The organism is Nordella sp. HKS 07 (genome assembly GCF_011046735.1).
Lineage (GTDB): Bacteria > Pseudomonadota > Alphaproteobacteria > Rhizobiales > Aestuariivirgaceae > Taklimakanibacter.
This window is the reverse complement of sequence record NZ_CP049258.1, coordinates 4,017,893-4,043,420: the sequence shown is the minus strand read 5'-3', so window position 1 is coordinate 4,043,420 and position 25,528 is coordinate 4,017,893. Positions and strand designations below refer to the sequence as shown.

The following is a 25,528-nucleotide window of genomic DNA, read 5'->3' as shown; positions in this document are numbered from 1 at the left end:
TCGTAGGGCTGTCAATCAAAAAGGCGATTGCAGCCAGCGTGGCATTCGGCCATCCTGCCCGGCATTATCCGCGTCGTCCTATCCGGGGAAGGAATGCTGGCCAGCGACAACAAAAGAGACCGCATCGAAGAGCTTGGCGCACGCATCCGGCATGCACGCAAGCTCAAGAAGCTGACGCTCAAGCAGCTCGGCGATAAGGTCGGCTGTTCGGAAAGCCTGCTCTCGAAGATCGAGCGCAATCACATCACCCCATCGCTTTCGGTTCTGCTCGGCATTGCGGATGCGTTGGGAACGAATTACGCCGGCCTGTTCGGCGGCAAGAGCCTCGAGCCGGTCACCCTCTATAACATCGGCGAGCGACCGGTGCTGTCACTTGGCGCCGGCGCCGGCAAAACGCCGGATGTGATGCTGGAACGCATGGTGCCCGCCTCGGAAAGCCGTACGATCGATGCCAATGTGCATGTCATCCCGCCGGGTGGCGGCTCGTCGGGGAGCTATTCGCATTCGGGAGAGGAAGTGGGCTACGTTGTGTCAGGCTATGTCGAACTCACCGTCGATGGCCGCGTGCATCTCTTAGGCCCGGGCGGCTCGTTCTTCTTCAATTCAAGTCTGCCGCACAGCTATAGGAATGTGGGCACGGCCGAAGCCCGCGTCGTTTGGATGAACTCACATAAGACCAGATTGGCCGGCAAATGACGACGTCACTCTGCCGGCGCCGTCAAATTATGACCGGTCATGCCAAACTGAAAAGGGAGCGGGCCCAGAAGACCCGCTCCCCCGATAGGAGTGCGCCCGCGACCGGGGGCAATTTGCAGACAGCACCCTACCGAACTCGCCACGTATCACCAAAAAGTTGAAACGGCTTCCCCCTCCACAATTTCATGCAGGCGCTGCTCTTGGATCGGGGCCCGATGAAAATAGAATACATGTGCCGAAAATCAAATAACTTTCGGTCCGTTGGCCAGACCTTGACAATCGAGACGAGCAGCACTCAGAAATTTCGTCCCAGCAATTCAAATACTTACCGTGACGCGAGGAGATGTGTGGACTTTGGTCGCAAGCTAGGCCACAGCCGGAAGTCGCAGCCTGACGGCGAGACCACCCAGTTTGGATTGCTCAAGACTTAGGCTGCCGCCATACATTGCAGCCGTTTCCGTTACGATCGAAAGACCAAGACCCGAACCTGGTTTCGTCTCATCGAGGCGGCGGCCGCGCTTCGGCGGTTCCTTGAGCTTGTCCGGCGGCAAGCCCGGCCCATCGTCGCTCACCACAAGGTCGATCCACAGGCGCCCATCCGCCGCCGCGCCGGCGCTCGAGCTGACGGTAACGTTCACTTTGCGCGCCGCCCATTTGCACGCATTGTCGAGCAGGTTGCCGGCCATCTCCTCGAGATCCTGCTTTTCACCGCGGAACTTACTGCCGCGCGGACAATCGATGCCGATCTCCACACCCTTATCGAGGTGGATGCGCTCGAGGGTGCGGGCGAGTGCGGCAAGCGCCGGCTCGATTTCTGTTATGGAGCCTACCGTCTGCGCGCGGGCGGCGCGGCGCGCCCGGTCGAGATAGAGATTGACCTGGTCGCGCATCACATGCATCTGCTCCGCCACCTTGTCGGCCAGGGGACCGGGCTGCAGCTTCGCTTCATTATTGAGGACGCTCAGCGGCGTCTTCAGCGCGTGGGCGAGGTTGCCCACCTGGGTGCGGGCACGCTCGACGATCTCGGAATTCGACTGGATGAGGAGATTGAGCTCGTCGGCGACGGGCTGGATTTCGTCAGGATAAGCGCCTTCGAGCCGCTCCGCCTTGCCCTCGCGGATCGCCGTCAGCCTGGCCTGCAATGCGCGCAAGGGCCTGAGGCCGAAGCGAACCTGAACGAGAATGGCGAATAGAAGGCCCAGCCCCAGAAGCGTCAGCATGAAAACGAGCGTCTGACGGAAGCCGGTGGCCTCCGCTTTCAGCTCGTCGAAATTTCCCGCCACCAGGAAGGAGTATTCGTCGGCCTTGTCATAGAGCTTGTAGCGCTGCTCAATGGCGCGCAGCCGCGTTCCATTGGTGTCATTAAGATAGAAATGCGCCAACCCCTCCTCGTCACGGTCGGCAAGATCGGCCGCCGGAGGCAGGAGCCGCTTTTCGAGAAGCGACGGCGAAGCGAGGTCGGCCACTCCCTGTCGAGGGGGTGTCACCTGCCAGTACCACCCGGACAAAGGCAGCGTGAAGCGCGTGTCGGCGAGCTCGCTCTCGATACCGGGCGAGCCATCGGCATTCACCTCGACATTGGCGAGAAGGCCATCCATGACGGCGCGCAAGCGCGCATCGAAATTGCGCTCGAGCGCCGCTTGAAACAGGCTCGTCAGTAACACCGCGGCGCTGAAGAGCAGGACGATGGCGACGATGGCGGAAGAGACGACGAGCCGGAGAGCGAGTGATCTACGCCGCATCATCCGGCTCGGACACGCAATAGCCCATGCCACGAATGGTTTTCAGAACATCCACGCCGAGCTTCTTGCGCAAGCGGCCGACGAAGACCTCGATGGTGTTCGAATCGCGATCGAAATCCTGATCATATAGGTGCTCGACCAGTTCGGTGCGCGAGACCACCTTGCCCTTGTGATGCATGAGATAGGCAAGCAGGCGAAATTCGAGCGAGGTGAGCTTGATCGCATGGCCATCGACCGTGACCCGGGCGCTCTTGGTGTCGAGCTGCAAGGGGCCGCAGTCGAGCTCGCTCGTCGCATGACCGGCCGAGCGCCGCAACAGCGCGCGCACGCGGGCCAGCACCTCCTCCATATGGAAGGGCTTGGCGACATAATCGTCGGCGCCGGCATCGAAGCCCTGAACCTTGTCGCTCCAGCGGTCGCGCGCGGTCAGGATGAGCACCGGCATCTTCTTGTCGGCGCGCCGCCATTTCTCGAGCACACTGACGCCGTCGAGGATGGGCAGGCCAAGGTCGAGGATGACGGCGTCATAGGGCTCGGTCTCGCCCAGATAGTGCCCCTCCTCGCCGTCCTTGGCGGTATCGACGGCATAGCCCGCATCGGTAAGTGCCGACACAAGCTGACGGTTCAGATCTGGATCGTCCTCAACGACGAGTAGTCTCATGAATCTCCCCTGGTTCGGCCAATGAAGCGGGCTCAGTTCTGCACCGCGCCCGTCTGGCCATTGACCCGAACCTTTTTGACTTGGTTCTCAATCTTGATGGTGGCAACAATGTCCCCGCTAGGCAAGGGGCCGATCTTCAGCACCCTGGCGGTCGGCATGACGGTCTGAATATTCTTCGTTGCCTGCGACAAAGTAATCATCGGCGGCCGGGCCGGCGCCTTCGGCTGAATCTGCAGCTTCGGCTGCGGTTGCATAGTGGGCGACTGCGCATAAGCAGGCCCTCCGGCAGTCAACAGCGATGCTGCAAGCGCAGCTATGGTGAGTATCCGACGCATTTCACAGGCCAAGCTAAGCTTCGTTAGATGAACCTCGCATGAATAGTGCGGAGCTTGGCACGATCCTTGCCAAAGCGTCGCGGATATGGGGTTTCCGATGACTATTCGACTGCGGCCGATCACGCCTGAGGCCTCAGGATTCGCCGTCCTGGAAGCTGAAAGCTTGCGCCACGGCTTCAAAATGCTGGAGAGGCTCGCGCGCGACTGGAACAGCGGCAAGCATCGCTTCGATCAGCCTGGCGAGATGCTCGCCGGCGCCTTCGCCGACGGACGCTTAGTCGGCATCGGCGGACGCAGCATCGATCCCTATGAGAATGATCCCCGGATCGGCCGGGTGCGCCATGTCTATGTGACGGAAGATCTGCGCGGTTCAGGAATCGGCCGGCTGCTGGTCGAGAACATCACTCGCGATACCGCATGCCATTTCACCCGCCTTAATCTCCGCGCACAATCGGCTGTTTTCGGCTTCTACGAACGTCTGGGATTCGAGCGCATCGAGGGGCGACAGACTGTCACCCATCATCTCACTCTCAAGAAAAAGGCGACCGTTTCCGGTCGCCTTCAGTCCCCTGCTTTATTCCCTCGAAAAGCGAGTCGAGATGAAGGTTAAGTCATAAAATCGCGTCCGGCCAGAAGTCCTGACAAGAACGGCATCTTGCTTCATGACGATACATTTTCGCTCAATCTTTTGATTTTTAATAACTTTTTCAACTCAGTCCAAAGAGTGTACTGTGACATTCATGACACAGCGGCGGAAAAACTCGCAAGCGCGGTGAGTAATTCCACATAGGTCGACGCCAGCCCCCGCAAGGCTGCCGCAGCGTCACGGCGATCTCCGGCCGCCAACGGGTGCTGCATGGATCCTATGAGCCGCGCCTGCCGGTCAGCGATGCGGGAGGCTTCAGTCAAGCCGATGCGCGCGAGGCAAGTGGCGGCATCGGCGGCGCGGCGCGCACCGACGCGAATGGCGAAATGGATCAGATGACTGCGCAGTTCCTCATCGGGACCTGCATCGACCATGGCCGCCAAAGCGAGCGCGGCCTCGCCATTGCCGAGACTGCCGGGCGGCATGCCGTCGCCTCGCTGCATCGCCAGCCATTCCAAATTGGCGGGAATGGATGCCTGGATGACCTCTTCCTCGGAAACTCGCCGCTCCCGCACGAAACCAGAGCGCAGCGTGTAAGGTGAGCCGTAAGAGACCGTCTCGGCACGCCAAGCGGTCATGAAGTCGGCGAGCGGCAACGACGCATAGGGATATCCTTGCGGGTCGTGCATCACAACCTGCCTGTCGTCGGCCTCCAGCACCACGACATAGTGATCGGCACCAATAGGCCCGGTCATCTTCGGCTGATGACGAAGATGGCCCATTTCCACAGGGCCGATCCAGACCGGTCCTTGCGCCAACGCGCACCGCAGGCGCGCCAGCGCCTCCGCTTCCGTGCCGCCGCTGCTCACTTGTGAGCGCCAGCCCATAGCAGCGAGTGCCTCATCGAAACCCGCTTCGGGCGTCCAGCCATAGGGATCGAAGAAGGGCAGCGTGCCGCCGATCAGGTGCACGCCGAACGGACTGTCGGTGGCGAATTCGATCACGGCGGGCGAAGGCGCGCCGGCGCCGAACATCATGGCGAAGGAATTGGCATAGCAATAGGGGCCGGAGCCGATATAGGCGACATGCGACATGGAGAAAGACCCTTAGAGATTGATGGGATAGGCGACGTCGAAGCGCGCACCACTGGAACCGGGATAGACCTCGCAGGGGCTGCCGAGGATCGCGAGATCGGCTCGTTGCGCCAACCAGGCTTCGAGCGCGTCATAGATGCGGATCACCAGCGGGAACTCCGCATTGGCCGCCGGCACCGACAGATAGGCTTCGCGATGCGCCTCGGCGTGGCGCAGGCGCAGGTCGCCTTTTGGCTCCAGGATGCCCTCATAGCAGATGGCGGCTTCGACAAGCCCCTCCCCGTCACGGCTCACTTCTTCGTGGAAATAGAGGCGCAAGGGCGACGCGGTGCGACGGCCGCCATCACGCATATGCGCGCGGATGTCGGCGTCGGCGCGCACCAGAAATTCGTCGAGACCATCGACGGTGACCGCCTGCTGGCGATAGACGATCTTGCTCGCAGAGACGGTGCGCAGGCGAATTTCTGCCATGAGTTCAGGCTCGCCGCCTTTAGCCTGGCGCGCCAGGGCCTCGACGAGTTCCGTCCGGTCGGCAAGGCACGCGGACTCGTCCCTGAGCCAAGCGCGCAACTCGATGAGACGCGCCTCGGGGTCGAGATCGACCAGCGTGGCGATGCGCGCGAGCGGCAGGCCGAGCTGACGCAGCCTCGCGATGAGCCGGGCGCGCGGTATCTGGCCCGCCGCGTAATAGCGATAGCCGGTGGCTTTATCGACAAAGGCCGGCACGAGCAGACCCTGCCGCGCATAAAGCCGCAAGGCCTTGGGTGAAAGCCTGACCGCGGCGCCGAAGCGCCCGGCGAGAAGGTGAAGGTTGGTCATGGGACAGCTCTCTGGAGCCTGCCCCTTGGGCGAGGTCAAGAGGCGACAGGGCGTTTGGCGCGCGGCAATTTCCAGAGATGGTCTTCGAGGTCCTCCTCGGCGACACCTTCTTCCGAGCGTATCCGGCCGCTGACCGATATCCCGGCCTCCATTACGGTCGCCTTGCGGCCCGAAACCAGGGGATGCCACCAAGCGAGCGGCTGGCCTTTCGCCAGGCGCCGATAGGCGCAGCTATCGGGTAGCCAGTTGAGCGTGCCGACATTCTCCGGGGTGAGCCGCACGCAGTCCGGCACCCGCGCGCTGCGATTGGTGTAGTCGCTGCAGCGACAGCTCTTGCGGTCGAGCAATTTGCAGGCAAGGTTGGTGAAGTGGATCTTGCCGGTGTCCTCGTCTTCTAGCTTGACCAGGCAGCAGCGGCCGCAGCCGTCGCACAGGCTCTCCCACTCCTCTGGAGTCATTTCGGCTAAAGTCTTGGTCTTCCAAAAAGGCTCGCTCATCAAAGCTGTCTTACGCCTTCCGCGGCCAGTTGCAAAATCAGCGACGCGACCAGACCGGCATCATGCTGGCCGCGATGCCAGGGATCCTCGAAATCGCGCTCGATGACCACCGGGCCGGTCATCGGGCGGGCGGCGCGCGCCACGAAACGCGACGCGCCGATGACGCGCTCTACCGGAACCGCGCCTTCATGCGCGAGGACGTGGGTCAGAACGGATTGCCCCGCCCCGGCCTGGCGCAAGCCCTCGGCCATCTCGTCCAGGCTCACGGCCCGGGTCTCGCGGTCTTCCAGCATATTGCCGATAAGGATCTTGTTCGCCCTGGCGCCGGCAATGGCTTCGGCGACGCCGGCGACCAGGAGATGCGGCAAGACGCTGGTATAAAAGCTTCCCGGCCCGTAAACGATGGCGTCGGCGGTGCCGATCGCGGCAAGCGCCGGCGGATTGGCGCTCGCCATCTCCAGAGAGACGGCCGCGATGCCGACCGCCGCATCCGCTTCACTCAACGCGGTGATCCGATGCTGGCCTTCAACGCGCCGGCCGTCCTTGAGCCTTGCCACGAGCGTGAGATCACGCGCCTGTGATATCGGCCAGACATTGCCGGCAATCGAGCACAACGACTTGAAGGCAAGAATGGCGGCGTTGATGTCGCCCTCTTCGGCAAGCAGCGCGCCCGTCAAGATGAAGTTCCCGACGCTGCCGCGCCGCCAGTCGAAGGCCGGCCCGACAGCGGCGATGAATATTCCGAGATAACGCAGGATCGCCTGGGCGATCTCCGGTTTCATGGTCTTGAGCACCGGGTGGGCGCCCTGCGCGTAATAAGCAAGCTCGCGGGCGAGGGCCGCCGCGTTGCCGACTTCCGACAGCCGGGCGTTGAAGACGCGCACCACATCGCCGGCATGGCCTTCGGCATAGGCCATGGTCATCAGGGCCTGGCGAATGTCGCCGACGGGAAGAATATGCAGGGCCTCACGGATGGCTTTGGAGGAGCCGCCTGAATCCCAGGCCGGGACCAACCGCGTAACCCGGACGCCTTGCCGGATCAGCGTGATGGTCAGGTTGCGCGACGCGGTACCGCCAGCCAGGATGACGATGTGAGGCCGCGCGGGCTCGGCCCTTTGTGGAATCTCGTGCATTATGGCGCTTTTGCCAAAATCCTGGCCCAGGGTCACGCCTATTTGCGGCCCCTTTCCGTCATAATCTTCAAGTAAGTGGAAACCGCCCGCCAACCAGTGGTAAAAGGCTCGGCACATGATAACGGACGCCGCTCTTGGCCAAATTGCCAAAAAACTCAAGCTACCAGACGATGATGTGGCTCGACTCCTATGTGAGTGCGGGCGTCTATGAGTTTTTCGACGCGTTCCGGCGCGGAGCCTCAGCCTATTCCTCTTTCGTCCATCGCTTCCGCCTGTCGGGGTTGAAACGCGTCATTGTCGACCTCCTGGACGACATGGCGACCTTCGGCACCGTCGCGGCCTTCGGGCTTCTGGCGTTCGCGCTGCCGCCTTTCTCCGGCACCGGCGATGTGTGGAACAAGGGACGCGATTATGCGATCACCTTCACCGACGATACTGGCGAAATCATAGGGCGACGCGGCATCCGCCAGGACGACGCCATTCCACTCGAGGACATCCCGCCGCATGTGATCAAGGCGGTGCTCGCCACCGAAGACGCCCGCTTCTACCAGCATTTCGGCGTCGACGTGTTCGGCACTTTCCGCGCCATCATCCAGAATGCCCGCGCCAATGACGTGGTGCAGGGCGGCTCGTCGATCACGCAGCAGGTGGCGAAGAACCTCTTTCTGAGCCCCGAGCGTACCATCAGACGCAAGATCCATGAAGCGTTCCTGAGCGTATGGATCGAGGCGCGGCTGTCGAAGGACGAGATTCTCAAGCTTTATCTCGACCGCTCGTATCTGGGCGGCGGCAATTACGGCGTCGAGGCCGCGGCACAGTATTATTTCGGCAAGTCGATCCGCGATGTGAACCTGTCCGAGGCGGCGATGCTCGCCGGCCTGTTCAAGGCGCCGTCCAAATATGCGCCGCATGTGAGCATGCAGCAGGCGCGTGCCCGCGCCAATGTCGTGCTCTACCGAATGCTCGATTCCGGGTTCATCACCCAGGGCCAACTGGTGCAGGCGAGGCGCGAACCCGCCGATCTCGTCAATTCGCCTGCCGTCGCCAGCCCCGACTGGTTCCTCGACAAGGCCTATGCCGACACGCTCGCCCTAATCGATGCCAAGCAGATCACCGGCGACTATGTGATCGAGGTGAAGACGACGATCAACGCCAAGCTGCAGGAAGCGGCCCAGCGGATCATCAACAAGTCGCTCGACACCGAAGGTCCGCAATATCACGCGACCCAGGCGGCGGTGGTGACCATGACGCCGGAGGGCGCCGTCAAGGCGATCGTCGGCGGGCGCGATTACGAGAACAGCCAGTTCAACCGTGCCACCGACGCGATGCGCCAACCGGGCTCGGCCTTCAAGCCTTTCGTCTATCTGGCGGCCCTGCTCAACGGCTACACGCCGGAATCCGCCGTCGTCGACGGCCCCGTCTCCGTCGGCGGCTGGTCACCGCGCAATTACACGAACAAATATGGCGGGCGCGTCTCCCTGACCACGGCGCTGGCGAAATCCTACAATTCGGTTCCGGTCCGGCTGTCGATCGATTTCGGCCGCCCGGCCATCATCGAGGCGGCGCACCGGGTCGGCCTCAAGGCCGAGCTCGAAACCTGGCCGCCGATGGTGCTCGGCACCAGCGCCATGACCCTGTTCGACATCACCACCGCCTACGGTACCTTCGCGCAAGGCGGCGTGGTGACTGAGCCCTATACGGTGCTGGAGATCCGGCGCCCCAATGGCGATGTGATCTACAGCCGTGCCAAGGACCCGCAGGAGCACGTCCAAGGGGTGCCGGAAGAGACGATCGCCGAACTCAACCATATGATGAACGCCGTCGTCGAAAGTGGCACCGGCAGGCGTGCCTTCCTCGGCTTCACGCCGCAGGCCGGCAAGACCGGCACCAATCAGAGCTATCGCGACGCCTGGTTCATCGGCTACACCGCGCATTACGTGACCGGCGTGTGGTTCGGTAATGACGATTTCACGCCGATGAACAACGTGACCGGCGGCCTGCTGCCGGCCGCGGCCTGGAAGGAAGTCATGCTGTGGGCCGAACAGCCTCAGATCGGTACCGCGCTGCCGGGCGTGCCGATGGAAGAGCGCTACATCCAATATGCCATGGAGAACCCGGCGCCGATCCTCGAAGACGTGCCCGACATGAGCGCAGACGACGTGCTGGCCGATGCCGGCACGGAGGCACAAGCCGACCAGACGCCCTCGGCGAACACGCCCGACGCCGCCAAGTCAGCCACGGCCAAGACGGCCGTCGGCGATCCGACGGCGAAGGTATCAAAACCCAGGCGGCCAAGAGTAGCGTCGGTGCCCGAAGAGGACGTCGCCATCGTCAGGCCACGCGAATCCGATGACCCCGTACTCAATGTGCTGCGCGATGTATTCAGTATCTTCGGGGGCAACGACAACCAGAAGACAAAGCGCAAGCGGAAGGACTCCGTCCTGGTGCTGCCCGACGCCAATACCAACAAGAAACGCAATTCGAATGTCAAATATATGCGCATCAAGCCGCGTGACCGCTGAGAGGGACGCGAACATGACGGCAGGGCTTTCCACTCCATGAGGCTGGGCTCGCTGGTCAAAGCCGTCAGCATCCTGTTCTTCGGCGGCGTCATCGGGATCGTAACCGCGCAGTGGTCGATCGAAAGATCGGCGACTGCCATGACGGGCGGCGGCGGCCCGTGGAAATCCTGGTTCTCCGGCACCGCCTCTATCCGCAATCCCTATGTCAACGCGCACTATCTGATGTTCGGCCGGCTACCGCCGGCGCTTGGCCAGGAACTGCTGTTCGAAGCCAGGCGCGACGACGACGGCTCGGCGCTCGATGCGGATTGCGACTATGTCATCCAGGGACCGCGTCTGTCGGCGCGCTGGTGGCAATTGGCGCTGGCCGACGACGACGCCACACAGCCCTCCGCAATCACCTTCACCTCGCAGCGCCTCATCTCCGAGACGGACGGCTCGTTGCGCATCACGATATCGCGCACGCCCAAGGCGGGAAACTGGATCAATCCCGGTGATTTGTCGAGCTTCGCGCTGGTGCTGAAGCTCAGGCCCGGTTCGGGCCTCAACAATCCCGCGTCGGTGGTGATGCTGCCGCGCATCAAGCGCGAGGCCTGCTCATGAGAGCCGCCCTGTTCTGGATCGCCGTCGCGCTCGTCATCGGCGCCGTAGCGCATCTGAGCTATGTGCTGATCGCACCGAGCTTCGCCATGCAACGGCTCATGGGCGGCAATCCCCAAAGCGGAGAGGCCAATCGCTTCACGCTTCTCGATGCGACGGAACAGATGCGGCTGCTGGGCGAGACTGAAAGCGAAGCGGTCGCCGGCAAATGCCTCTTCGACATCAGCAAGGGCGAATTGTCGGTCGCGGCCGAGATGCCCGACGCCTTCTGGTCGCTGACCATCTATTCCGACAAGGGCGCCGATCTTTATACGATCAACGATCGCCAAGCTGGCATAGACAAGTTCAAGCTCACCGTGAAGCGGGCGCCCAGCGTCATGGAACTTCTGACGAGCGACCAGGCGGAGAAGACGCGCGCGCTCGGTGACGGCTGGTCAGTCGAGGTTCCCGAGACCTACGGGATTGCCGTGTTCTGGGTGGCGCTCGACTATCCCGAGCAGCGCAAGCTCTTCACCGATATCCTGTCGCGCTCGTCCTGCGCGCTCGAACCGGCGGCGTAGAGCCGACTCCGATCTAACGCGTAATGGCTTTAGGACGAGTCGCTATCACGCTTTATCTTCTTGTTTGCGCATGATCTTTTTGGAAAGCCGCTTCGCGCTTCTCCGGATCATGTTCTAGCACTTTGATCGCAATTGACAGGCCTGCGCGCTTCACGTTCTAACGACTCCAGCAGCAACGAATGCGACGGGGGAAACGATGAACGACAAGCCGCTGGTCATGATAACAGGCGCGGGCTCCGGTATCGGCCGGGCAACGGCGCAGGCCTTTGCGCAGGCCGGCTATCCGCTTCTGCTAACGGGGCGGCGCATTGGGCCGCTGCGTGATCTAGGACTCGCCAATACCGTCTGTGTCGCCGCCGATGTGCGCGACCGCGACGGCATCATCGCCGCCATCGCCGAAGCTGAGGCGCAATATGGGCCGGTGGACTGCCTCGTCAACAATGCCGGCATCGCGCCTCTCGCCAAACTCGAAGACCAGGATCCATCGGAGTGGCGCGACCTGATCGACATCAATTGCACAGGCGTGCTCAATTGCATGCATGCCGTCATGCCGGCGATGAAGGCGCGCCGGCATGGAACGATCATCAACATTTCCTCGATCGCCGGGCGCAAGTCCTATCCCAGCCACGACGTCTATTGCGGCACCAAGTTCTTCGTCCATGCGGTGAGCGAGGGGGCGAGGCGCAATATGGCGTCTTATGACGTGCGAGTGATTGTCGTTTCGCCTGGCCTTACCGACACGGATATCCCGAATTCGATGCGGAATCAGGCGGCCAAGGAGTTCTGGACGAAGGGAAGGGATCAGGTGGGGCCGATCACGCCGGAGGATGTGGCAAGAACGATCCTGTTTGCCTATCAGATGCCACAGAATGTGATCCTGCAGGAACTGACGATCACGCCGACAAGACAGGAATATTGAACTCAGGAAACAGGATGGTCGACTATAGCGCGAGAGGCGAAGAAGCGGGCATCACTTGTCGCGAGTATCCCGCGCTAAACATTGGAATCGATCACGTTTATGAGTTTGGATTGTTTCAATCCAAACTCATCGTGATCTAGCGCCTGCATGCGCGACGGCCGGCCACGCCGGCGCGGCGGCGGAAGACGGTCGGCCAGGCTGAAGTCATAGCGTTCGATCCGCACGCCCGGGAAGATCAAGATCTCCGCCGGCCCCTCATGCGCCGCGCGTGCCGGTTGCGGCACACGATCGCGCGGAAAAGTCAGTATCGTCCCCATCACCCTCACCATCGAGATCCGGTGCGCCAGGCGCAAACCGGCTATGCCGACATTAACGCCTCAGTGTGGTTAATAAAGCTCTAACCGATTGCAACGGTTGGCCGTCACGTGCCGGGCAGAACGGTCAGGCCGGCGGTCCCGGTCCGGTCCTCGATCTCGACCACCCAGATGTCGGGATCGAACCGCACAAGCCTGTCGATGAAGGGCTGAACTTCCGCGGCCGATGTCACCGGCGGAATCACCTCGCTCCATATCCTGTCGCCCATTTCGTCGATCGACGATCCGGGCGGCGGACCCAATAGCTTCACGGTGCCATCGAGGCGGTTGATGACAACATAGATGGAACCCGCCTCCTCCGCGCCCTTGCGCAGGACGGCACCGAAAAGGCCTTGCGCGAAACAGCGGCGCAAGAGCGCATGTACCCAGATCTCGGATTTAAGCCGCATGGAATGTAGCCCGATCTCAGTTGGCGCTGCGGGCGCTCATCTTATCCAGTTCGGCGATCAGCGTGGCACTGATATCGCCGGTTGGCGCAATTCCGCGGTCACGCTCGAATTTGAGAATGGCGTTGCGGGTCTGCTGGCCAAGCTGGCCGTTGATGGCGCCCGGCTCGTAGCCGAGTTCGGCGAGGCCGACTTGGACGCGGGTCACGGTGTCGACAGGCTTCGCCGGCGCCGCAGTGCGCGGCACGACCGCGCCCATGTCCGTCATATTCACCGCCTCGTTGATCTGGCGGGTATAGCGGATGTGCTCGATGAGGTCGGCGGTCGCCTGCCCCGTTTCGTCAAGACCATTGGCACGCTGATAGGCAACGATGGCGAGCTTGGTGCGCCGGCCGAACACGCCGTCGACCTGGCCACTATAGAGTCCGGAGGCCGCGAGCTCGCGCTGGGCGCTTTCGACCGTGGCGTCATAGCGCAAGGTCACCGTGCCGGTCCCGCTATCGCCGTCGGCATCGACGGTCACCCGGGTCGAGCCGGTGATCGGATCGGAATCGGAAACGCCGGATTGCGCGACCGTCGCAGACGGCGCCGATTGAGTCAGCGTGTTGTAGGCTATGGCAACGGAGAGCACCGCCACCGTCAGTGCGACGACAATGGTCGAAACGCCCAAACGCGGCGCGTCATCCTCTTCATAGTCACTCATTCGACGCCGGACCCAACTCAAACTTGCTCATACCGGCTCTGACGCCAGTCCCCTTGATCCCCATCATGCATCCGCGATGCTTAATGCCGGGTTGTCGCGGGGCCCCAGGGGTAAGGTGTCATGATTTCCGAATGGTTAATGAAATACTTAAAACTTGCCAAAACTTTGACTCGAATTGCCACGCCGTCATTCAACCGCACGAAATCCCCGGGCGCTATGACTGAAGCCGGACAAGGGGAATAGATATGCGCATCATCAGGACACTCGTCTTGCTCACCGCGGCGGTGGTCTTCCTGCCCTCACCGCCCGAAGAGCGCATGAACGCCGCGGCCGACGTCGACCCGCCGGCGACGCACTTTATTGCTGCCGCCATGTCGGCGGTCGCCGACATGCGCGACTTCTGCAGCCGCCAGGCTACTGTCTGCGACACCGCGCATTACGTTGCCGTAAAGCTCGAGGGCAAGGCTAAATACGGCGTCGAGCTCCTCTATGAATGGGCGAGCGAGCCGAACGGCACCTCGCCGTCGCTTGCGGCCGAGCCGGGCGAAAGCGGCGTCACCACCGCGTCAGGCGACCGCGCGAGGCCCGGCCAGAATACGCTCGAGCTCGAGGATCTGATCCCTGAATGGCGGCCCCCTGCCACGCAAGGTTGATCGGCGCTGGCGGCCCACTCCGCCACTCCCTATGCTGGGGCCATGATGGACAAGACGGTGGAAGTGCTGACGATCGGCCACTCCACGCAATCGGTCGAGAGCTTCATTCAGCTTCTGCGCCAGGCGGGCGTTACGGCTATGGCCGATGTGCGCAGCGTTCCCTTCTCCAGACATGTTCCCCAATTCAACCGTGAGGCGCTGAAGCAGGCGCTCGCCGCCGAGAAAATCGCCTATGTCTATCTCGGTGACGAGCTTGGCGGCCGCCCTAAAACGCCCGAGCTCTTCAGCGATGGTGTGGCCGACTACGAGAAGATGGCGCAGATCGAAAGCTTCACCCATGGCCTCGATCGTGTCATCGAGGGCTCCCGCACCCATCGAATTGCCCTGATGTGCGCCGAGCGCGATCCGCTCGATTGCCATCGCTGCCTGTTGATCGGGCGTGCGCTGAAGGAAAAAGGCGTCAGCGTCAGGCACATACTGGGTTCGGGTGAGACTATCGGACAGGACGATATCGAGCAGTTGCTGCTTGCCATGGCTCACCGATCCCACAGGGATCTGTTCACAGCGTACGAGGACCGTATCGCCCAGGCGTATCGCGACAAAGCGCGAAGGGCCGCCTTCTCAGAGAGGCCCGCTCAGGCCGGCAAGAACGATCAGTTCCGAGCTTGACGCTCCGACGGGCGAGCGGTCCCGGTCGCCGTAGCCAGGTCGACCTGCCGGCGACTTTGTCACCACCGCTTGAGATCGCTCCGCCAAACGCCTATCTGAAGCGGGGTCAAGGCAGAGATTCATGCAGGAAACGATAGAAGCCCTAAAGGAAGATTTTTCTCTCATCGATGAGTGGGAAGACCGCTATCGTTATGTAATCGAACTCGGCCGCGCGCTGCCGACGCTCGCCGAGACGGATCGCATCCCGGCCAACAAGGTGCAGGGCTGCGCCAGTCAGGTATGGATCGCGGCACATGAAGAGACGAACGGCAGCGAGCCGCGCCTGTCCTTCACCGGCGACAGCGACGCCCTGATCGTCAAGGGCCTCATCGCCATCATCTTCCGCCTGTTCTCGGATCGGCCCGCCTCCGAGATCCTCGCCAATGACGCGGGCACCCTCCTCGACGAACTCGATCTGCGCGAGCATCTGACGCCGCAGCGCTCGAATGGGGTGGCTTCGATGGTGGCGCGCATCAAGTCGGACGCCCAGGCGGCATTAGAGCGCCAGACGCTCACATCGAATCGGTCCGGCGCTCTAACTCTTTGATTTGCGCATCGGAGTATCCGAAAACCGCTTCGCACTTTTCGGTTCGATGCTCCAGCGCGCGCGCTGATCAGTCGTAAGGACTGTTGCAAAAGAGGGTGCGCCCGTCAAAGGTCGTGTAGGTGTCCGAGGCGCCGACATAAGAGCGGTAATGCTGCCGACACCAGCGCATATGTTCGTTGCGGGCCTGCGGATCGTTGGTCCTGAAAGGGTCGGTCTTGTTGCCCTTCGCCAGCGGCCTCGTCGGATCGATCGGCGAGCCCATGTCGAAAGGCTCGGCCTTCACGCCCGGCTTGAAGCGCGGCTGGTTGCGCTGATTGTAGATGTCGTTCCAGCTGCGACCGCCACGATTGCCGGGGTCGTTGTTATAGAGTGGCCTAGTGCCAAACATGCGCTCTTGCGCGCCACAAGTGGTAAAACGGCAGGAATCGGCTTGCGCAGCCGCTGTGCCGGCGAAGAAACCGACTAAGAAACCGGCGACAAGCAGCGGCAGAGCCAGGAATGACGGGGCATATCGCATGGTCCGATCCAGCGCCGTGATCTTGTTCATATTGAGGAGATCAGCGCGCCGCGGCCAGCTTCTCTTCTATCGTCTCGATGACTTCCGATCCCGGCAGGAAAGCGTCGTAGCACAGGATCATGCCGACCCGATCGCCCCCATGCGTCAAGGGCAATTTGAGCCAGAACTGGACGAGATGCTCCTTCTGGGTCCGTGGCCCACGGACGACGCCCTGCGCCGGCTTTCCTTCCTCGGCGATGCGATGATAGGCGGCGAGCCAATAATCCCGCTTGTCGCCCCAATCGAGTTCGTCGAGATAGAGACCGGTGGTTTCGCAATCATGCACGTCGCGCAGCCTGGTTCCGGCGAGGCGGACACGGTAGCGCTCGCCCGGCATCTCCACCTCGATCAGGCTGATATTGGGCAAAAGCCGCGGAATGTGAGCGGGACTGATATCGCGCTTGTCGGGCATCGGGCGGCCTGCCGCCTTCAAGAGCCAATATTCATAGAGCTGGCGATGTTCGGGGATGATCAACTGCGCCTTGAAGGCCGCATTTCCCTGTCCCTTCACCATATCCTCGAATCCATTGCCCCGAATCGCCCTCGCGGCGCCCCTTGACTTATGAATCCACAGGGGTTGCGCCGCAAGAGTCCAAATGCGGAACCCGACCCAAATGTGCCGTGTGAAACGCCCCTAAGGCTCAATCCCCTCGGTCAGCGCCGATCGGTGCGGTTCTGTCCAAGTCCGATCTTCTTGGCGAGGCTCGAACGCGCTTCGGCATAGTTCGGCGCCACCATCGGATAGTCGGCCGGCAGCCCCCATTTCTCGCGGTATTGCTCGGGAGACAGATCGTAGTGCGTCCGCAAATGTCGTTTGAGCGACTTGAATTTCTTTCCGTCCTCAAGGCAAATGACGTAGTCCGGCGTGATCGACTTGCGCACGGGAACGGCGGGCTTCAATTCGGCCGCCTGGGCGGGCTTCGGCTCCGCTGCCCCATTCGTGGCAGCGGCGAGGGATTGATAGACGCTCGAAATGAGCTTCGGCAGATCGTCCAGGGCCACAGTGTTGTTGCCGACGTAAGCCGCCACGATGTCGGCCGTCAGTTCAACAAGATTGGCATTTTCCTGCATGGATGGCCGATGCCCCCTTGGTTAAGGACCGGGCTTTATTTCATCTATCATAGGGCGAATCAATAGACCGGCAGCGTGAGTTTTTCACGCCTCTCGGTGATTTGATCCCCTGCGCCGTGCCTGATTCTTCGGCGCTGACCAGTTCCATCGGCGCCGCATTCTCGTTCACGCGGCGGCGATGCGCGCATAGGGACCGGTGCGCCGCGCGGCCCAGTCCCAGTAGGTGAGGAGCACGCGCGCCTTGTTGAAGGAAAGCGTATCGAAAATCGCCTTCAGCGCCTCGGCGTCGGCGCGCTTGTCGGCGATGGCGCCGAACTGCGCGCGGGTCAGTCCGGCGGCCTTCAGCGCCACAGTGAGGGCCTCGCCGCCCTGGTCCTCGGCGATCCGGTCACCGGTCTCCCGGCCGACATGGGCGAGCTCGGCATAGATCGCGCCGGCCTCGCCGGGAGCGGTCACCTCGAGCTCGGAAAGCAGCGAATGGTCGGCATGTTTGCGCGGCGCGCCGTCGCTTTCGGCATTCATGGTGAGTATCTTGGAGATTGTCTCCGAATCGGTGAGGAAGCGCGACAGCACGTAGCGGCGCAACTCCGAAGGCAGCTGCCAGAACAGCTGGAAGGCGATGGGCGACGGCGTGTCGTGGCGCGTCACCAAAGGCGCCTGCAGCACCGGATGACCGGCGGCGATGCGGGTCAGCCGCCACATGGATTCAATCGAGAAAGCCGCCCCCGGATTGCGGAGGAGATTGAGCAGCGTCTCAACATGGTTCGAGCGGATCAGCGCCTCCGACAAAGCCGGCGAAATGATCCGCCGGCGCGCCATGAGCTTGAGCTTGGCGGGGTTGTTGCTGGCGGCGACGGCGATCAAATCGCTGTCATCGACCGTCATGGCCTGCTCGAGGAGAGGACCCGACACCTCGATGCGAGAGTCATTGATGAGCCGGCGGACCAGCAACTGAGAGGGCGATTCCATCACACATACGCGCTCAGCCAGATGACGCAGGCTTTTGAGTGGCATACGCGGTATGAGGCGAAGCAGCGTATCGTTGGCCAGCGCGCGCTCTTGCGGCAACGAGCCTACTGTCGGCATGGCCATGATGTCGAGCAGCGCGTGGGCGCGCTTGCCAGCTTCCGGATCTTCGGGCTGCGGCCGCTCCACGACACGGCGCTCGATGAAACCGGCAGAAGGGGAACTTGCCGCAGTGGTACCAGCATTCGGCACGCTGCTCTGCGCCTCGACACGCGGCGGTTCGGGCGCGACGACCGGCGCGGTTTCGGGCACAGGCTCAGGAGCGGGCTCGGGCCGAGCGGCTTCGGCAGGCGGCTCAGCCTCGGCGGGCTCCGCCGCCTCAGGCATGGCCGCAACCGCATTCTCCACGATCAACTCGGCCGGCGGCTCTTCTTCAGGCACATCCAGCGGGGCCGGCGGCTCATGGGCGACAGTCTCAGGTTCCGCAGGTGGTTCAACCGGAACCGCCAGAACAGGCCTCTCTTGCGGCAGGACTTGGGGTGCTGGAGGCTGAGGCAATGACACCGGATCGGCCGGCGCGGCGGCCGGCCGGGCACCGGAAAGCTTGAATTTGAGCGCGCGGAAGGAATCCGCAGTAATGACGCGGCGCACAGGCAGTCCATCTTCAGGCTGCGCGCTCGACATGTCCGGCCCAACTCTCCTCATAGATCACGATGAGTTAGGATTTAGACGATCCATACTCACAAACGTGATCGATTCTTATATGTTAGCGCGGGATTCTCGCGAAAAACCGGTGCTCACTTCGCATTCCGCGCTAGCTAAATTTCATTAAACACCCACAAGCCTCTAAAACTGCTTAAACCCTTGTCAAAGCCGATACAGAAACCATTTACCATTGGTATTATGCTTAAGGGACGGTTAACGGCCGGCCAGGAGCGGCCGATTTGCGGCTGCATGCTTGTCCGTCTATCCTCTCCCAGACAGCCCATCGAAAGTATGAACGTGCCCGACACCCCGAAAGCCATCAAATCCGACGCCGCGAGCATCACGATGTCTCGCATGGGATGCGCTACGCCAAATGCGAGGCCCATCTCGGCGATGTGTTCCCCGGGCCTGCGCTATCGCATGAATGGAACGGCGCTCCATCTCGACCCACAGAAGACGAAGTAAAATGACGAAGCACGAACTGATAAATCCGCCGCGTGCGGAAAAGCGCCCACATGCCGATACGCATCATGGCGTCACCCGGCATGACGACTATGCCTGGCTCAAGGCCGAGAACTGGCAGACGGTCATGCAGGACCCTTCCGCGCTGTCGGCGGATATCCGTGCCTATCTCGACGCCGAGAACGCCTACACCGAACGCGCCATGGCCGGCACCAAGGCGCTGCAGGATCTGCTCTTTGCCGAAATGAAGGGCCGCATCAAGGAGGACGATTCGAGTGTTCCCGCGCCCGACGGGCCTTTCGCTTATTATTCCAGCTACGTGATCGGCGCCGAGCATCCGCGCTATTGTCGCAAGACCCGCGACCTCAGCGGAACGGAGCAGATTCTGATCGACGGTACGATCGAGGCAGGCTCGAAGCCCTTCTTCGATTTCGGCGGCTTTGCCATCTCTCCCGGCCACCGGCTTCTGGCGTGGTCGGCCGATGACAAGGGCTCGGAGTTCTTCCGCATCCGCATCCGCGATCTCGTCACCGGCAAGGACCTCGCGGATGAGATCGACAACACCGCAGGCGGAATGAGCTGGGCCGCCGACGGCCGAAGCTTCCTCTACACGCAGCAGGACGAGAATCATCGCCCGCTCAAGGTTTTCCGTCATGTGCTGGGCACCAAAGCCGATGCCGACAGCCTCATCTATGAGGAAAAAGATACCGGCTTCTTCGTGGGCGCCGGTAAGACGCAGTCCGACCGTTTCTTCCTCGTCGACACGCATGACCATGAGACATCGGAAGTCTATCTGATCGACACGACGACGCCCGACGCGCCACCACGGCTCATCGCCGCGCGCCAGAGCGGCGTCGAGTATGACGTCGAGCATTGGGAGGATCAGCTCATCATCCGCACCAATGCCGATGGCGCGGAAGACTTCAAGATCGTCACCGCGCCGGTCACCGCACCGGGCCGCGAGAACTGGCACGATCTTATCACGCATCGCCCCGGCACACTGGTTCTCGGCATCATCGCGCTCAAATCCTGGCTCATCCGTCTCGAACGCGTGAACGGCCTGCCGCGCATCGTTGTGCGCGACATGAAAAGCGGCGCCGAGCACGAGATCGCTTTTGCCGAAGAAGCCTACTCGCTGGGTTTCGGCCAGATGCTCGAATATGACACCGACATATTGCGCTTCAGCTATTCGTCGATGACGACGCCGGCCGAGATCTATGATTATGACATGCGGAACCGCACGCGCGTGATGCGCAAGCGCCAGGAAGTGCCGTCCGGCCATGATCCGGCGCAGTATGTCACCCGCCGTATCCAGGCCCCGGCGCATGACGGCGAGACCGTGCCGGTCACGCTTCTCTATCGCAAGGACACGCCGCTCGATGGATCAGCCCCGCTCTGGCTCTATGGCTATGGCTCCTACGGCATCACCATCCCGGCCAGCTTCAACACCAATATCCTCTCCCTCGTCGATCGCGGCTTTGTCTATGCCATTGCGCATATTCGCGGCGGACAGGAGAAGGGCTATCGCTGGTACACGCAAGGCAAGCGCGAGAAGAAGCAGAACACTTTCCACGACTTCATCTCGGCGGCGCGGCATCTGATCGCGGCGGGCTTCACCCGTGAGAGGCAGATCGTGGCGCAAGGCGGCTCGGCCGGCGGCATGCTGATGGGCGCCGTCGCTAATATGGCGCCCGAGCTCTTCAAGGCGGTCGTCGCCGAGGTGCCCTTCGTCGACGTGCTCACTACCATGCTCGACGACACGCTGCCGCTGACGCCGCCCGAATGGACCGAATGGGGCAATCCCATCGCCAGCAAGGAATTCTACGATATCATCGCCGCCTATTCGCCCTATGACAATGTTGCGGCGAAGGACTATCCCAATATCTTGGCGGTGGGCGGGCTCACCGATCCGCGCGTCACTTACTGGGAGCCGGCGAAATGGGTGGCGCGCCTGCGCGACCGCAAGACCGACCAGAATCTGCTGCTGCTCAAGACGCAGATGGAGGCAGGGCACGGCGGCGCGCCCGGACGCTTCGACCGGCTCAAGGAAGTGGCGCTCGTCTATGCCTTCAGATTGATGATGAGCGGAAAAGCCTGACTAGTTAGACCACGATGAGTTTGGATTGAGTCAATCCAAACTCATCAACGTGATCGTCAGCGGGGCTCAGAGCCTTTCAGAGCGCCGGATGCTCACATAGGATCGGTCCGGCTCTCTAACTCTTTGATTTGCGCATCGGATTATCCGAAAACCGCTTCGCACTTTTCGGTCCGATGCGCTGGTCAAGACGCGGCGCGCAGCTTCGTATCGGTGAGGCGCGCCAGGAAGCGCCGGCACCAAGAGGCGGCGCTGTCCTGTTCGATCCTGTCCATCAAGTTCAGCCAGCGAGTGCGGCGCTCCTCCCTTGGCATCATGAGGCCTTGATGGATCGCCTCGGCGACAGCACTGGTATCGAACGGATTGACGATCAGCGCGGCATCAAGGCTCGCCGCCGCACCGGCAAAGCGCGACAGGACCAATACGCCCGGGTCGTCTTCATCCTGGGCGGCGACATATTCCATCGCCACCAGGTTCATCCCATCGCGCAATGGCGTAACGAGGCCGATCGCGGCCATGCGGAAGAATCCGGCCAGCAGCTTGCGCGACAGGCCGTGGGTCATATAGCGCAGCGGCACCCAGTCGAATTCCGCATATTTGCCGTTTATCCTGCCGGTGAGCCGGTCGAGACCGCGCTTCAGATCGCGATATTCGGTCACCTCCTCGCGCGAGCGCGGCGCGATCTGCAGGAAGCTGATCTTCTCGCGATAATCGGCATGGGTTTCGAGCAGTTCGGAGTAGGCCTCGAAGCGCTGCGGCAGTCCCTTGGAATAATCAAGCCGGTCGGCGCCTATGATGAGCCTGCGGCCAACGAGGCTGTGCTTCAGCCGGTGAGATTCCGCGTTCATGCGCGATGTCTCCGCCATCCGGGCAAAGGCCTTGCCGTCAATGCCGACAGGGATGGCCACGGATGCGGTCAGCGCCTGGGCTCGCTGATTGCCGTCCAGGAGACTCCTGGCACAGCCCTGGAAATTGTCGCGGTCCTCATTGGTCTGGAAGCCCACGACATCGTAGGTGGCAAGGTCGACGATGAGTTCCCTGGCCGGCGGCAGAATGTCGAAGACCGAGAGCGGAGGAAACGGTATATGCAGGAAGAAGCCGATCCTCTGGCGGCAGCCCTGTTCGCGCAAAGAATGGCCAAGCGGGATCAGGTGATAGTCGTGGATCCAGACAATGTCATCCGGCCGCAGGAGCGGCATGAGCGCTTCGGCGAATTTCCGGTTGGTGGCGCGATAGCCCTTATATTCCTCGCGCGAGAATGCGACGAGACCGGTGCGATAATGCAGCAGCGGCCACAGGCTGCGATTGGCGAAGCCGGCATAGTAGCTTTGATAGTCGCTTTCGCTCAGATCGATGGTGGCGAATGTGATCGTGCCGCGGGTGGCTGAGGATGGCTTTGACGAGGCCTCCGGTACGCGGCGGCCCGACCAGCCGAACCACAGCACGTCGCCCTTCAGCGCTTCCTCGAGCACGACAGCAAGACCTCCCGCCGTCTGGTCGCGTCTGGCGGGCGCCGGCACGCGGTTGGAGACGATCACGAGACGAGCCATAGGCCCTCCTCCCAGGTGCGGCTTAGCTTGCGGGCGCAATGGATGATGCCCACCATCGAATAGGTCTGCGGGAAATTTCCCCACAGCTCTCCCGTCGTGGGGACGGCATCCTCGGACAGGATGCCGACATGGTTGCGCAGCGCGAGGACGCGCTCGAACAGTGCCAAGGCCTCGTCGCGCCGGCCGCAATTGGCGAGTGCCTCGATGTACCAGAAGGTGCAAACGAGAAAGGCGGTCTCGGGCTTGCCGAAATCGTCCTCCTCGGCATAGCGCATCATCAGCCCGTCGACGAGCAGACGCTGCTCGATCGCCGCCAGCGTCTTCTGGAAGCGCGGATCGTCATAGCCGATGATGCCTATCTCCGGCATCAGAAGCAGCGCCGCGTCGAGCTCGCTGCCGCCCAGGCTGCCGCCGAAATGTCCGGCCGTCTCATTCCAGGCGCCTTCAAGCAACTTTTGCTTGAGATCGGCGGCGGCCTGATACCACTCGCCGGCGTCGGCGCTCTCCCCGACATGACGGGCGATGCGGCCCAGGGTTTCGAGCGCCGCCCAGCACATGGCCGCCGAGAATGTGTGGGCGCGGGTGCGGCCGCGATATTCCCATATGCCGGCATCGGCCTCAAGCGAAGTGGCCTTTGCCATAAGTCCGATGGGTTTCAATTGATGATAAAGTGCCCGATCACCCGGGCGCGGCAGGCGCATGTCCCAGAACATCTGGGAGGCGGCGAGAATGACCGAGCCATAGATGTCGTTCTGGCGCTGGATCGAAGCGCCATTGCCGACGCGCACCGGTCCCATGCCGCGAAAGCCTTTCAACGCCTCAGCCTCATATTCCTCAAGCGGCGAACCCGGCACGATCGGATAGAGCGGCGCCAGGAACTGCACATTCGAAGAGATCACCGAATTGATCAGATAGGTGATGAAATTCTCCATCGTCGTCGTGGCGCCGAGGCGATTCAGCGACATCACCGTGAAGTAGGCGTCGCGCGGCCAGCAATAGCGGTAGTCCCAGTTGCGACCGCTATTGGCGGCCTCCGGGATCGAGGTGGTCAAGGCGGCGAGGATGGCGCCCGTGTCCTCGAAGCTGCACAGCTTCAAGGTGATGGCGGAACGTATGACGACTTCCTGCCAATCGAAGGGCACGGCCAGATCGCGGACCCAGTCATTCCAATAGCCCGTCGTCTCCTCGAGATAATCGCGCGCAATGCGGTCGACACGGGACGGGAGCGCCTCGTCGCTGCCGATGAAGATATGCACCGGGCGGTCGAGAAGGAAAAAGGCCTCGTCGCGCAAATAAGCGACCGGCATGTCGGTGGTAAGACGGATGACCGAATTGCCTCCGGCATAGCGCAGATAGTTGCTGCCGACCGAGATCACCGGCTGTGTCGCGCCGTATTCGAATGTCGGCCGGGCACGTATCTTTACATGGCAGCGCCCCTCGAGCGGTTCGATGCGGCGGATGATGATGGGCGGGCGGAAGAGCTCGCCCTGCTGCTTATAGCGCGGCGCCCAGTCGAGCACACGGAGCGACCCGCTCTCGCAGGTCAGGATGGTTTCGAGAATGGCGGTGTTGCGCAAATAAATCTGCCGGGTCTTCTGCTGGTCGCGCAGCACGATGTCCATGAATCCGTTCTGGGGATCGGTACCATTCACCAGCGCATTGAACAGCGGATCTCCGTCGAGGCGCGGGAAGCAGAACCACACGTGACGCGCGTGCGAATCGACGAGACTCGCGACCGTGCAGTTGCCGATCACGCCCATTTCCATCTGCTTCATGCGGCCGCTTCTCCTTTAATTCCGATCTCCCGGGCGAGCCAGGCGCGAACGAGACGCGGCTCGCCGCCGAATGCCCTGTCGACGGGAAGCGCCACGCCATTCATGGCCCGGACCGCGGCAAACCCCGGCTCATCCGTCACATCGTCGCCTGCGAATACAGGGATGCGGCGGCGATAAGGCTCCACTTTCATCAGGTCGATGATCGCCTGGCCCTTGTTGACGGGACTGAGCTTGAGCTCGAAGGCCATCTTGGCCGGCAATATCTCGGCGCCCGCGGGGGCCTCGCTCACCAAATCTTTCAAGAGGCGCGAGGCTGCATCGGCGGCGTCCGGCTCCCGGCGAAAATGCAGGGCGATGCTGGATGTCTTGTATTCGATCTCGGCGGCGGGGTGATCGTCAAGGAAGCTCTGCAGCCGGCTCTGCCAGGATTCGGGCCAGATGGCCTCAGGCGCCGGCGCCGGCTTGCCGCGTCGTTTCACCACGGCACCATGCTCGGCGATGATATCCAGGTCGGCGGGCGCAAGATAGACGAGGAGATCGCCGAGCGGCCGGCCGCTGACGATCGCCACGGCGCCGCCCAGGAATATTTGCAGCCGCATGAGCAGCGCCGGCAGGTCGCGCGGGACGACGATGGCGGAGGGCCGCTCAGCGATATCGATAAGCGTCCCGTCGAGATCCAGGAAAAGCGCATGGCGTAACGTCAGACGAGGCGGTTTGAGAAGCGTCTGGGATGGTTGATCGGCTGGAGATTGGGTCACCATTGGGCAGGATTTGACATTTTGGGGCGATTGGCGTTGTTAACGTGCTCGGTAG

General features: G+C 62.1%; 27 protein-coding genes. 10 read left to right on the top strand and 17 right to left on the bottom strand.

The features are described 5' to 3' along the window. The first annotated feature begins 93 nt into the window (after nucleotides 1–93). Nucleotides 94–696 carry a helix-turn-helix domain-containing protein gene (locus tag G5V57_RS19110; protein ID WP_165169151.1) on the top strand — a complete coding sequence of 201 codons (603 nt, stop codon included), beginning with the start codon at nucleotides 94–96 and terminating at the stop codon, nucleotides 694–696. A 365-nt stretch (nucleotides 697–1,061) separates the two neighbouring features. On the opposite strand, the gene G5V57_RS19105 is transcribed toward G5V57_RS19110, so the two are convergent. From G5V57_RS19105 to G5V57_RS19095, 3 genes are read right to left on the bottom strand one after another with little or no spacing between them, the layout of a single operon-like run. After that, the gene (locus G5V57_RS19105; protein WP_165169150.1) at nucleotides 1,062–2,441 is read right to left on the bottom strand and encodes a sensor histidine kinase; all 1,380 of its coding nucleotides are present in this window, start codon (nucleotides 2,439–2,441) and stop codon (nucleotides 1,062–1,064) included. Then, nucleotides 2,428–3,099, bottom strand: a complete 672-nt coding sequence (locus G5V57_RS19100; protein WP_165169149.1) for a response regulator transcription factor — start codon at nucleotides 3,097–3,099, stop codon at nucleotides 2,428–2,430. The genes G5V57_RS19105 and G5V57_RS19100 overlap by 14 nt, the downstream gene beginning before the upstream one ends. A gap of 32 nt (nucleotides 3,100–3,131) precedes the next feature. After that, nucleotides 3,132–3,434, bottom strand: coding sequence for a hypothetical protein (locus G5V57_RS19095; protein WP_165169148.1), 303 nt, complete (start codon nucleotides 3,432–3,434; stop codon nucleotides 3,132–3,134). Between the two features lie 97 nt (nucleotides 3,435–3,531). On the opposite strand from G5V57_RS19095, the gene G5V57_RS19090 reads away from it, so the two are divergent. Continuing rightward, on the top strand, nucleotides 3,532–4,044 hold the full coding sequence (locus tag G5V57_RS19090) for a GNAT family N-acetyltransferase (protein ID WP_165169147.1): 513 nt from the start codon (nucleotides 3,532–3,534) through the stop codon (nucleotides 4,042–4,044). 128 nt (nucleotides 4,045–4,172) lie between these two features. Here G5V57_RS19090 and G5V57_RS19085 read toward each other — a convergent pair whose 3' ends face one another. Genes G5V57_RS19085 through G5V57_RS19070 form a run of 4 tightly spaced genes read right to left on the bottom strand, consistent with a single transcriptional unit; the run spans nucleotide 4,173 to nucleotide 7,563 of the window. Continuing rightward, nucleotides 4,173–5,114: a hypothetical protein gene (locus G5V57_RS19085; protein ID WP_165169146.1), complete on the bottom strand. Its 942-nt coding sequence runs from the start codon at nucleotides 5,112–5,114 to the stop codon at nucleotides 4,173–4,175. Nucleotides 5,115–5,126: 12 nt separating this feature from the next. Continuing rightward, a complete protein-coding gene (locus G5V57_RS19080; protein ID WP_165169145.1) occupies nucleotides 5,127–5,933 on the bottom strand; it encodes a MerR family transcriptional regulator in 807 nt (268 codons plus the stop codon). Between the two features lie 35 nt (nucleotides 5,934–5,968). Beyond that, the gene (locus tag G5V57_RS19075) at nucleotides 5,969–6,430 is read right to left on the bottom strand and encodes a YcgN family cysteine cluster protein (RefSeq protein ID WP_165169144.1); all 462 of its coding nucleotides are present in this window, start codon (nucleotides 6,428–6,430) and stop codon (nucleotides 5,969–5,971) included. Next, a complete protein-coding gene (locus G5V57_RS19070) occupies nucleotides 6,430–7,563 on the bottom strand; it encodes a gluconeogenesis factor YvcK family protein (RefSeq protein ID WP_165169143.1) in 1,134 nt (377 codons plus the stop codon). The genes G5V57_RS19075 and G5V57_RS19070 overlap by 1 nt, the downstream gene beginning before the upstream one ends. A gap of 170 nt (nucleotides 7,564–7,733) precedes the next feature. On the opposite strand from G5V57_RS19070, the gene G5V57_RS19065 reads away from it, so the two are divergent. The 4 genes from G5V57_RS19065 to G5V57_RS19050 all read left to right on the top strand — a co-directional run bounded on the left by G5V57_RS19065 (nucleotide 7,734) and on the right by G5V57_RS19050 (nucleotide 12,164). Continuing rightward, the gene (locus tag G5V57_RS19065) at nucleotides 7,734–10,085 is read left to right on the top strand and encodes a transglycosylase domain-containing protein (protein ID WP_165169142.1); all 2,352 of its coding nucleotides are present in this window, start codon (nucleotides 7,734–7,736) and stop codon (nucleotides 10,083–10,085) included. A 36-nt stretch (nucleotides 10,086–10,121) separates the two neighbouring features. After that, nucleotides 10,122–10,688 carry a DUF1214 domain-containing protein gene (locus G5V57_RS19060; protein WP_165169141.1) on the top strand — a complete coding sequence of 189 codons (567 nt, stop codon included), beginning with the start codon at nucleotides 10,122–10,124 and terminating at the stop codon, nucleotides 10,686–10,688. Beyond that, complete coding sequence (locus G5V57_RS19055; RefSeq protein ID WP_165169140.1) at nucleotides 10,685–11,245, top strand: hypothetical protein; 561 nt, start codon at nucleotides 10,685–10,687, stop codon at nucleotides 11,243–11,245. The genes G5V57_RS19060 and G5V57_RS19055 overlap by 4 nt, the downstream gene beginning before the upstream one ends. Nucleotides 11,246–11,441: 196 nt before the next feature. After that, on the top strand, nucleotides 11,442–12,164 hold the full coding sequence (locus tag G5V57_RS19050; RefSeq protein ID WP_165169139.1) for an SDR family oxidoreductase: 723 nt from the start codon (nucleotides 11,442–11,444) through the stop codon (nucleotides 12,162–12,164). A 74-nt stretch (nucleotides 12,165–12,238) separates the two neighbouring features. On the opposite strand, the gene G5V57_RS19045 is transcribed toward G5V57_RS19050, so the two are convergent. The 3 genes from G5V57_RS19045 to G5V57_RS19035 all read right to left on the bottom strand — a co-directional run bounded on the left by G5V57_RS19045 (nucleotide 12,239) and on the right by G5V57_RS19035 (nucleotide 13,627). After that, nucleotides 12,239–12,517, bottom strand: coding sequence for a hypothetical protein (locus G5V57_RS19045; protein WP_165169138.1), 279 nt, complete (start codon nucleotides 12,515–12,517; stop codon nucleotides 12,239–12,241). A 68-nt stretch (nucleotides 12,518–12,585) separates the two neighbouring features. Then, entirely contained in the window at nucleotides 12,586–12,927 is a 342-nt protein-coding gene (locus G5V57_RS19040) for a DUF1491 family protein (protein ID WP_165169137.1), read from the bottom strand. A 16-nt stretch (nucleotides 12,928–12,943) separates the two neighbouring features. Beyond that, on the bottom strand, nucleotides 12,944–13,627 hold the full coding sequence (locus G5V57_RS19035) for a peptidoglycan-binding protein (RefSeq protein WP_165169136.1): 684 nt from the start codon (nucleotides 13,625–13,627) through the stop codon (nucleotides 12,944–12,946). 245 nt (nucleotides 13,628–13,872) lie between these two features. Here G5V57_RS19035 and G5V57_RS19030 point away from each other — a divergent pair, with 245 nt between their 5' ends. The 3 genes from G5V57_RS19030 (at nucleotide 13,873) to G5V57_RS19020 (ending at nucleotide 15,535) form a co-directional block, all read left to right on the top strand. Continuing rightward, nucleotides 13,873–14,280 (top strand): DUF5330 domain-containing protein, encoded by a 408-nt coding sequence (locus tag G5V57_RS19030; RefSeq protein ID WP_165169135.1) that lies wholly within the window; start codon nucleotides 13,873–13,875, stop codon nucleotides 14,278–14,280. 42 nt (nucleotides 14,281–14,322) lie between these two features. Further along, entirely contained in the window at nucleotides 14,323–14,949 is a 627-nt protein-coding gene (locus tag G5V57_RS19025) for a DUF488 family protein (protein ID WP_165169134.1), read from the top strand. Between the two features lie 121 nt (nucleotides 14,950–15,070). Then, on the top strand, nucleotides 15,071–15,535 hold the full coding sequence (locus G5V57_RS19020; RefSeq protein WP_165169133.1) for a SufE family protein: 465 nt from the start codon (nucleotides 15,071–15,073) through the stop codon (nucleotides 15,533–15,535). 67 nt (nucleotides 15,536–15,602) lie between these two features. Here G5V57_RS19020 and G5V57_RS19015 read toward each other — a convergent pair whose 3' ends face one another. The 4 genes from G5V57_RS19015 to G5V57_RS19000 form a co-directional block, all read right to left on the bottom strand. After that, the gene (locus G5V57_RS19015; RefSeq protein ID WP_165169132.1) at nucleotides 15,603–16,082 is read right to left on the bottom strand and encodes a BA14K family protein; all 480 of its coding nucleotides are present in this window, start codon (nucleotides 16,080–16,082) and stop codon (nucleotides 15,603–15,605) included. Between the two features lie 10 nt (nucleotides 16,083–16,092). Further along, nucleotides 16,093–16,605: a PAS domain-containing protein gene (locus tag G5V57_RS19010; protein WP_165169131.1), complete on the bottom strand. Its 513-nt coding sequence runs from the start codon at nucleotides 16,603–16,605 to the stop codon at nucleotides 16,093–16,095. 140 nt (nucleotides 16,606–16,745) lie between these two features. Then, nucleotides 16,746–17,162, bottom strand: coding sequence for a MucR family transcriptional regulator (locus G5V57_RS19005; protein WP_165169130.1), 417 nt, complete (start codon nucleotides 17,160–17,162; stop codon nucleotides 16,746–16,748). 165 nt (nucleotides 17,163–17,327) lie between these two features. Next, on the bottom strand, nucleotides 17,328–18,812 hold the full coding sequence (locus tag G5V57_RS19000; protein WP_165169129.1) for a DUF2336 domain-containing protein: 1,485 nt from the start codon (nucleotides 18,810–18,812) through the stop codon (nucleotides 17,328–17,330). A gap of 487 nt (nucleotides 18,813–19,299) precedes the next feature. Here G5V57_RS19000 and G5V57_RS18995 point away from each other — a divergent pair, with 487 nt between their 5' ends. Continuing rightward, complete coding sequence (locus G5V57_RS18995) at nucleotides 19,300–21,393, top strand: S9 family peptidase (RefSeq protein WP_165169128.1); 2,094 nt, start codon at nucleotides 19,300–19,302, stop codon at nucleotides 21,391–21,393. A gap of 182 nt (nucleotides 21,394–21,575) precedes the next feature. Here G5V57_RS18995 and G5V57_RS18990 read toward each other — a convergent pair whose 3' ends face one another. The 3 genes from G5V57_RS18990 to otsB are packed head-to-tail and all read right to left on the bottom strand — an operon-like array spanning nucleotide 21,576 to nucleotide 25,476. Next, nucleotides 21,576–22,940, bottom strand: a complete 1,365-nt coding sequence (locus G5V57_RS18990; protein ID WP_165169127.1) for a trehalose-6-phosphate synthase — start codon at nucleotides 22,938–22,940, stop codon at nucleotides 21,576–21,578. Continuing rightward, nucleotides 22,925–24,715, bottom strand: a complete 1,791-nt coding sequence (locus G5V57_RS18985) for a glycoside hydrolase family 15 protein (protein WP_165169126.1) — start codon at nucleotides 24,713–24,715, stop codon at nucleotides 22,925–22,927. The genes G5V57_RS18990 and G5V57_RS18985 overlap by 16 nt, the downstream gene beginning before the upstream one ends. Further along, nucleotides 24,712–25,476, bottom strand: coding sequence for a trehalose-phosphatase (otsB, locus tag G5V57_RS18980; protein ID WP_165169125.1), 765 nt, complete (start codon nucleotides 25,474–25,476; stop codon nucleotides 24,712–24,714). Before otsB ends, G5V57_RS18985 begins: the two co-directional genes overlap by 4 nt. Nucleotides 25,477–25,528 lie beyond the last annotated feature (52 nt).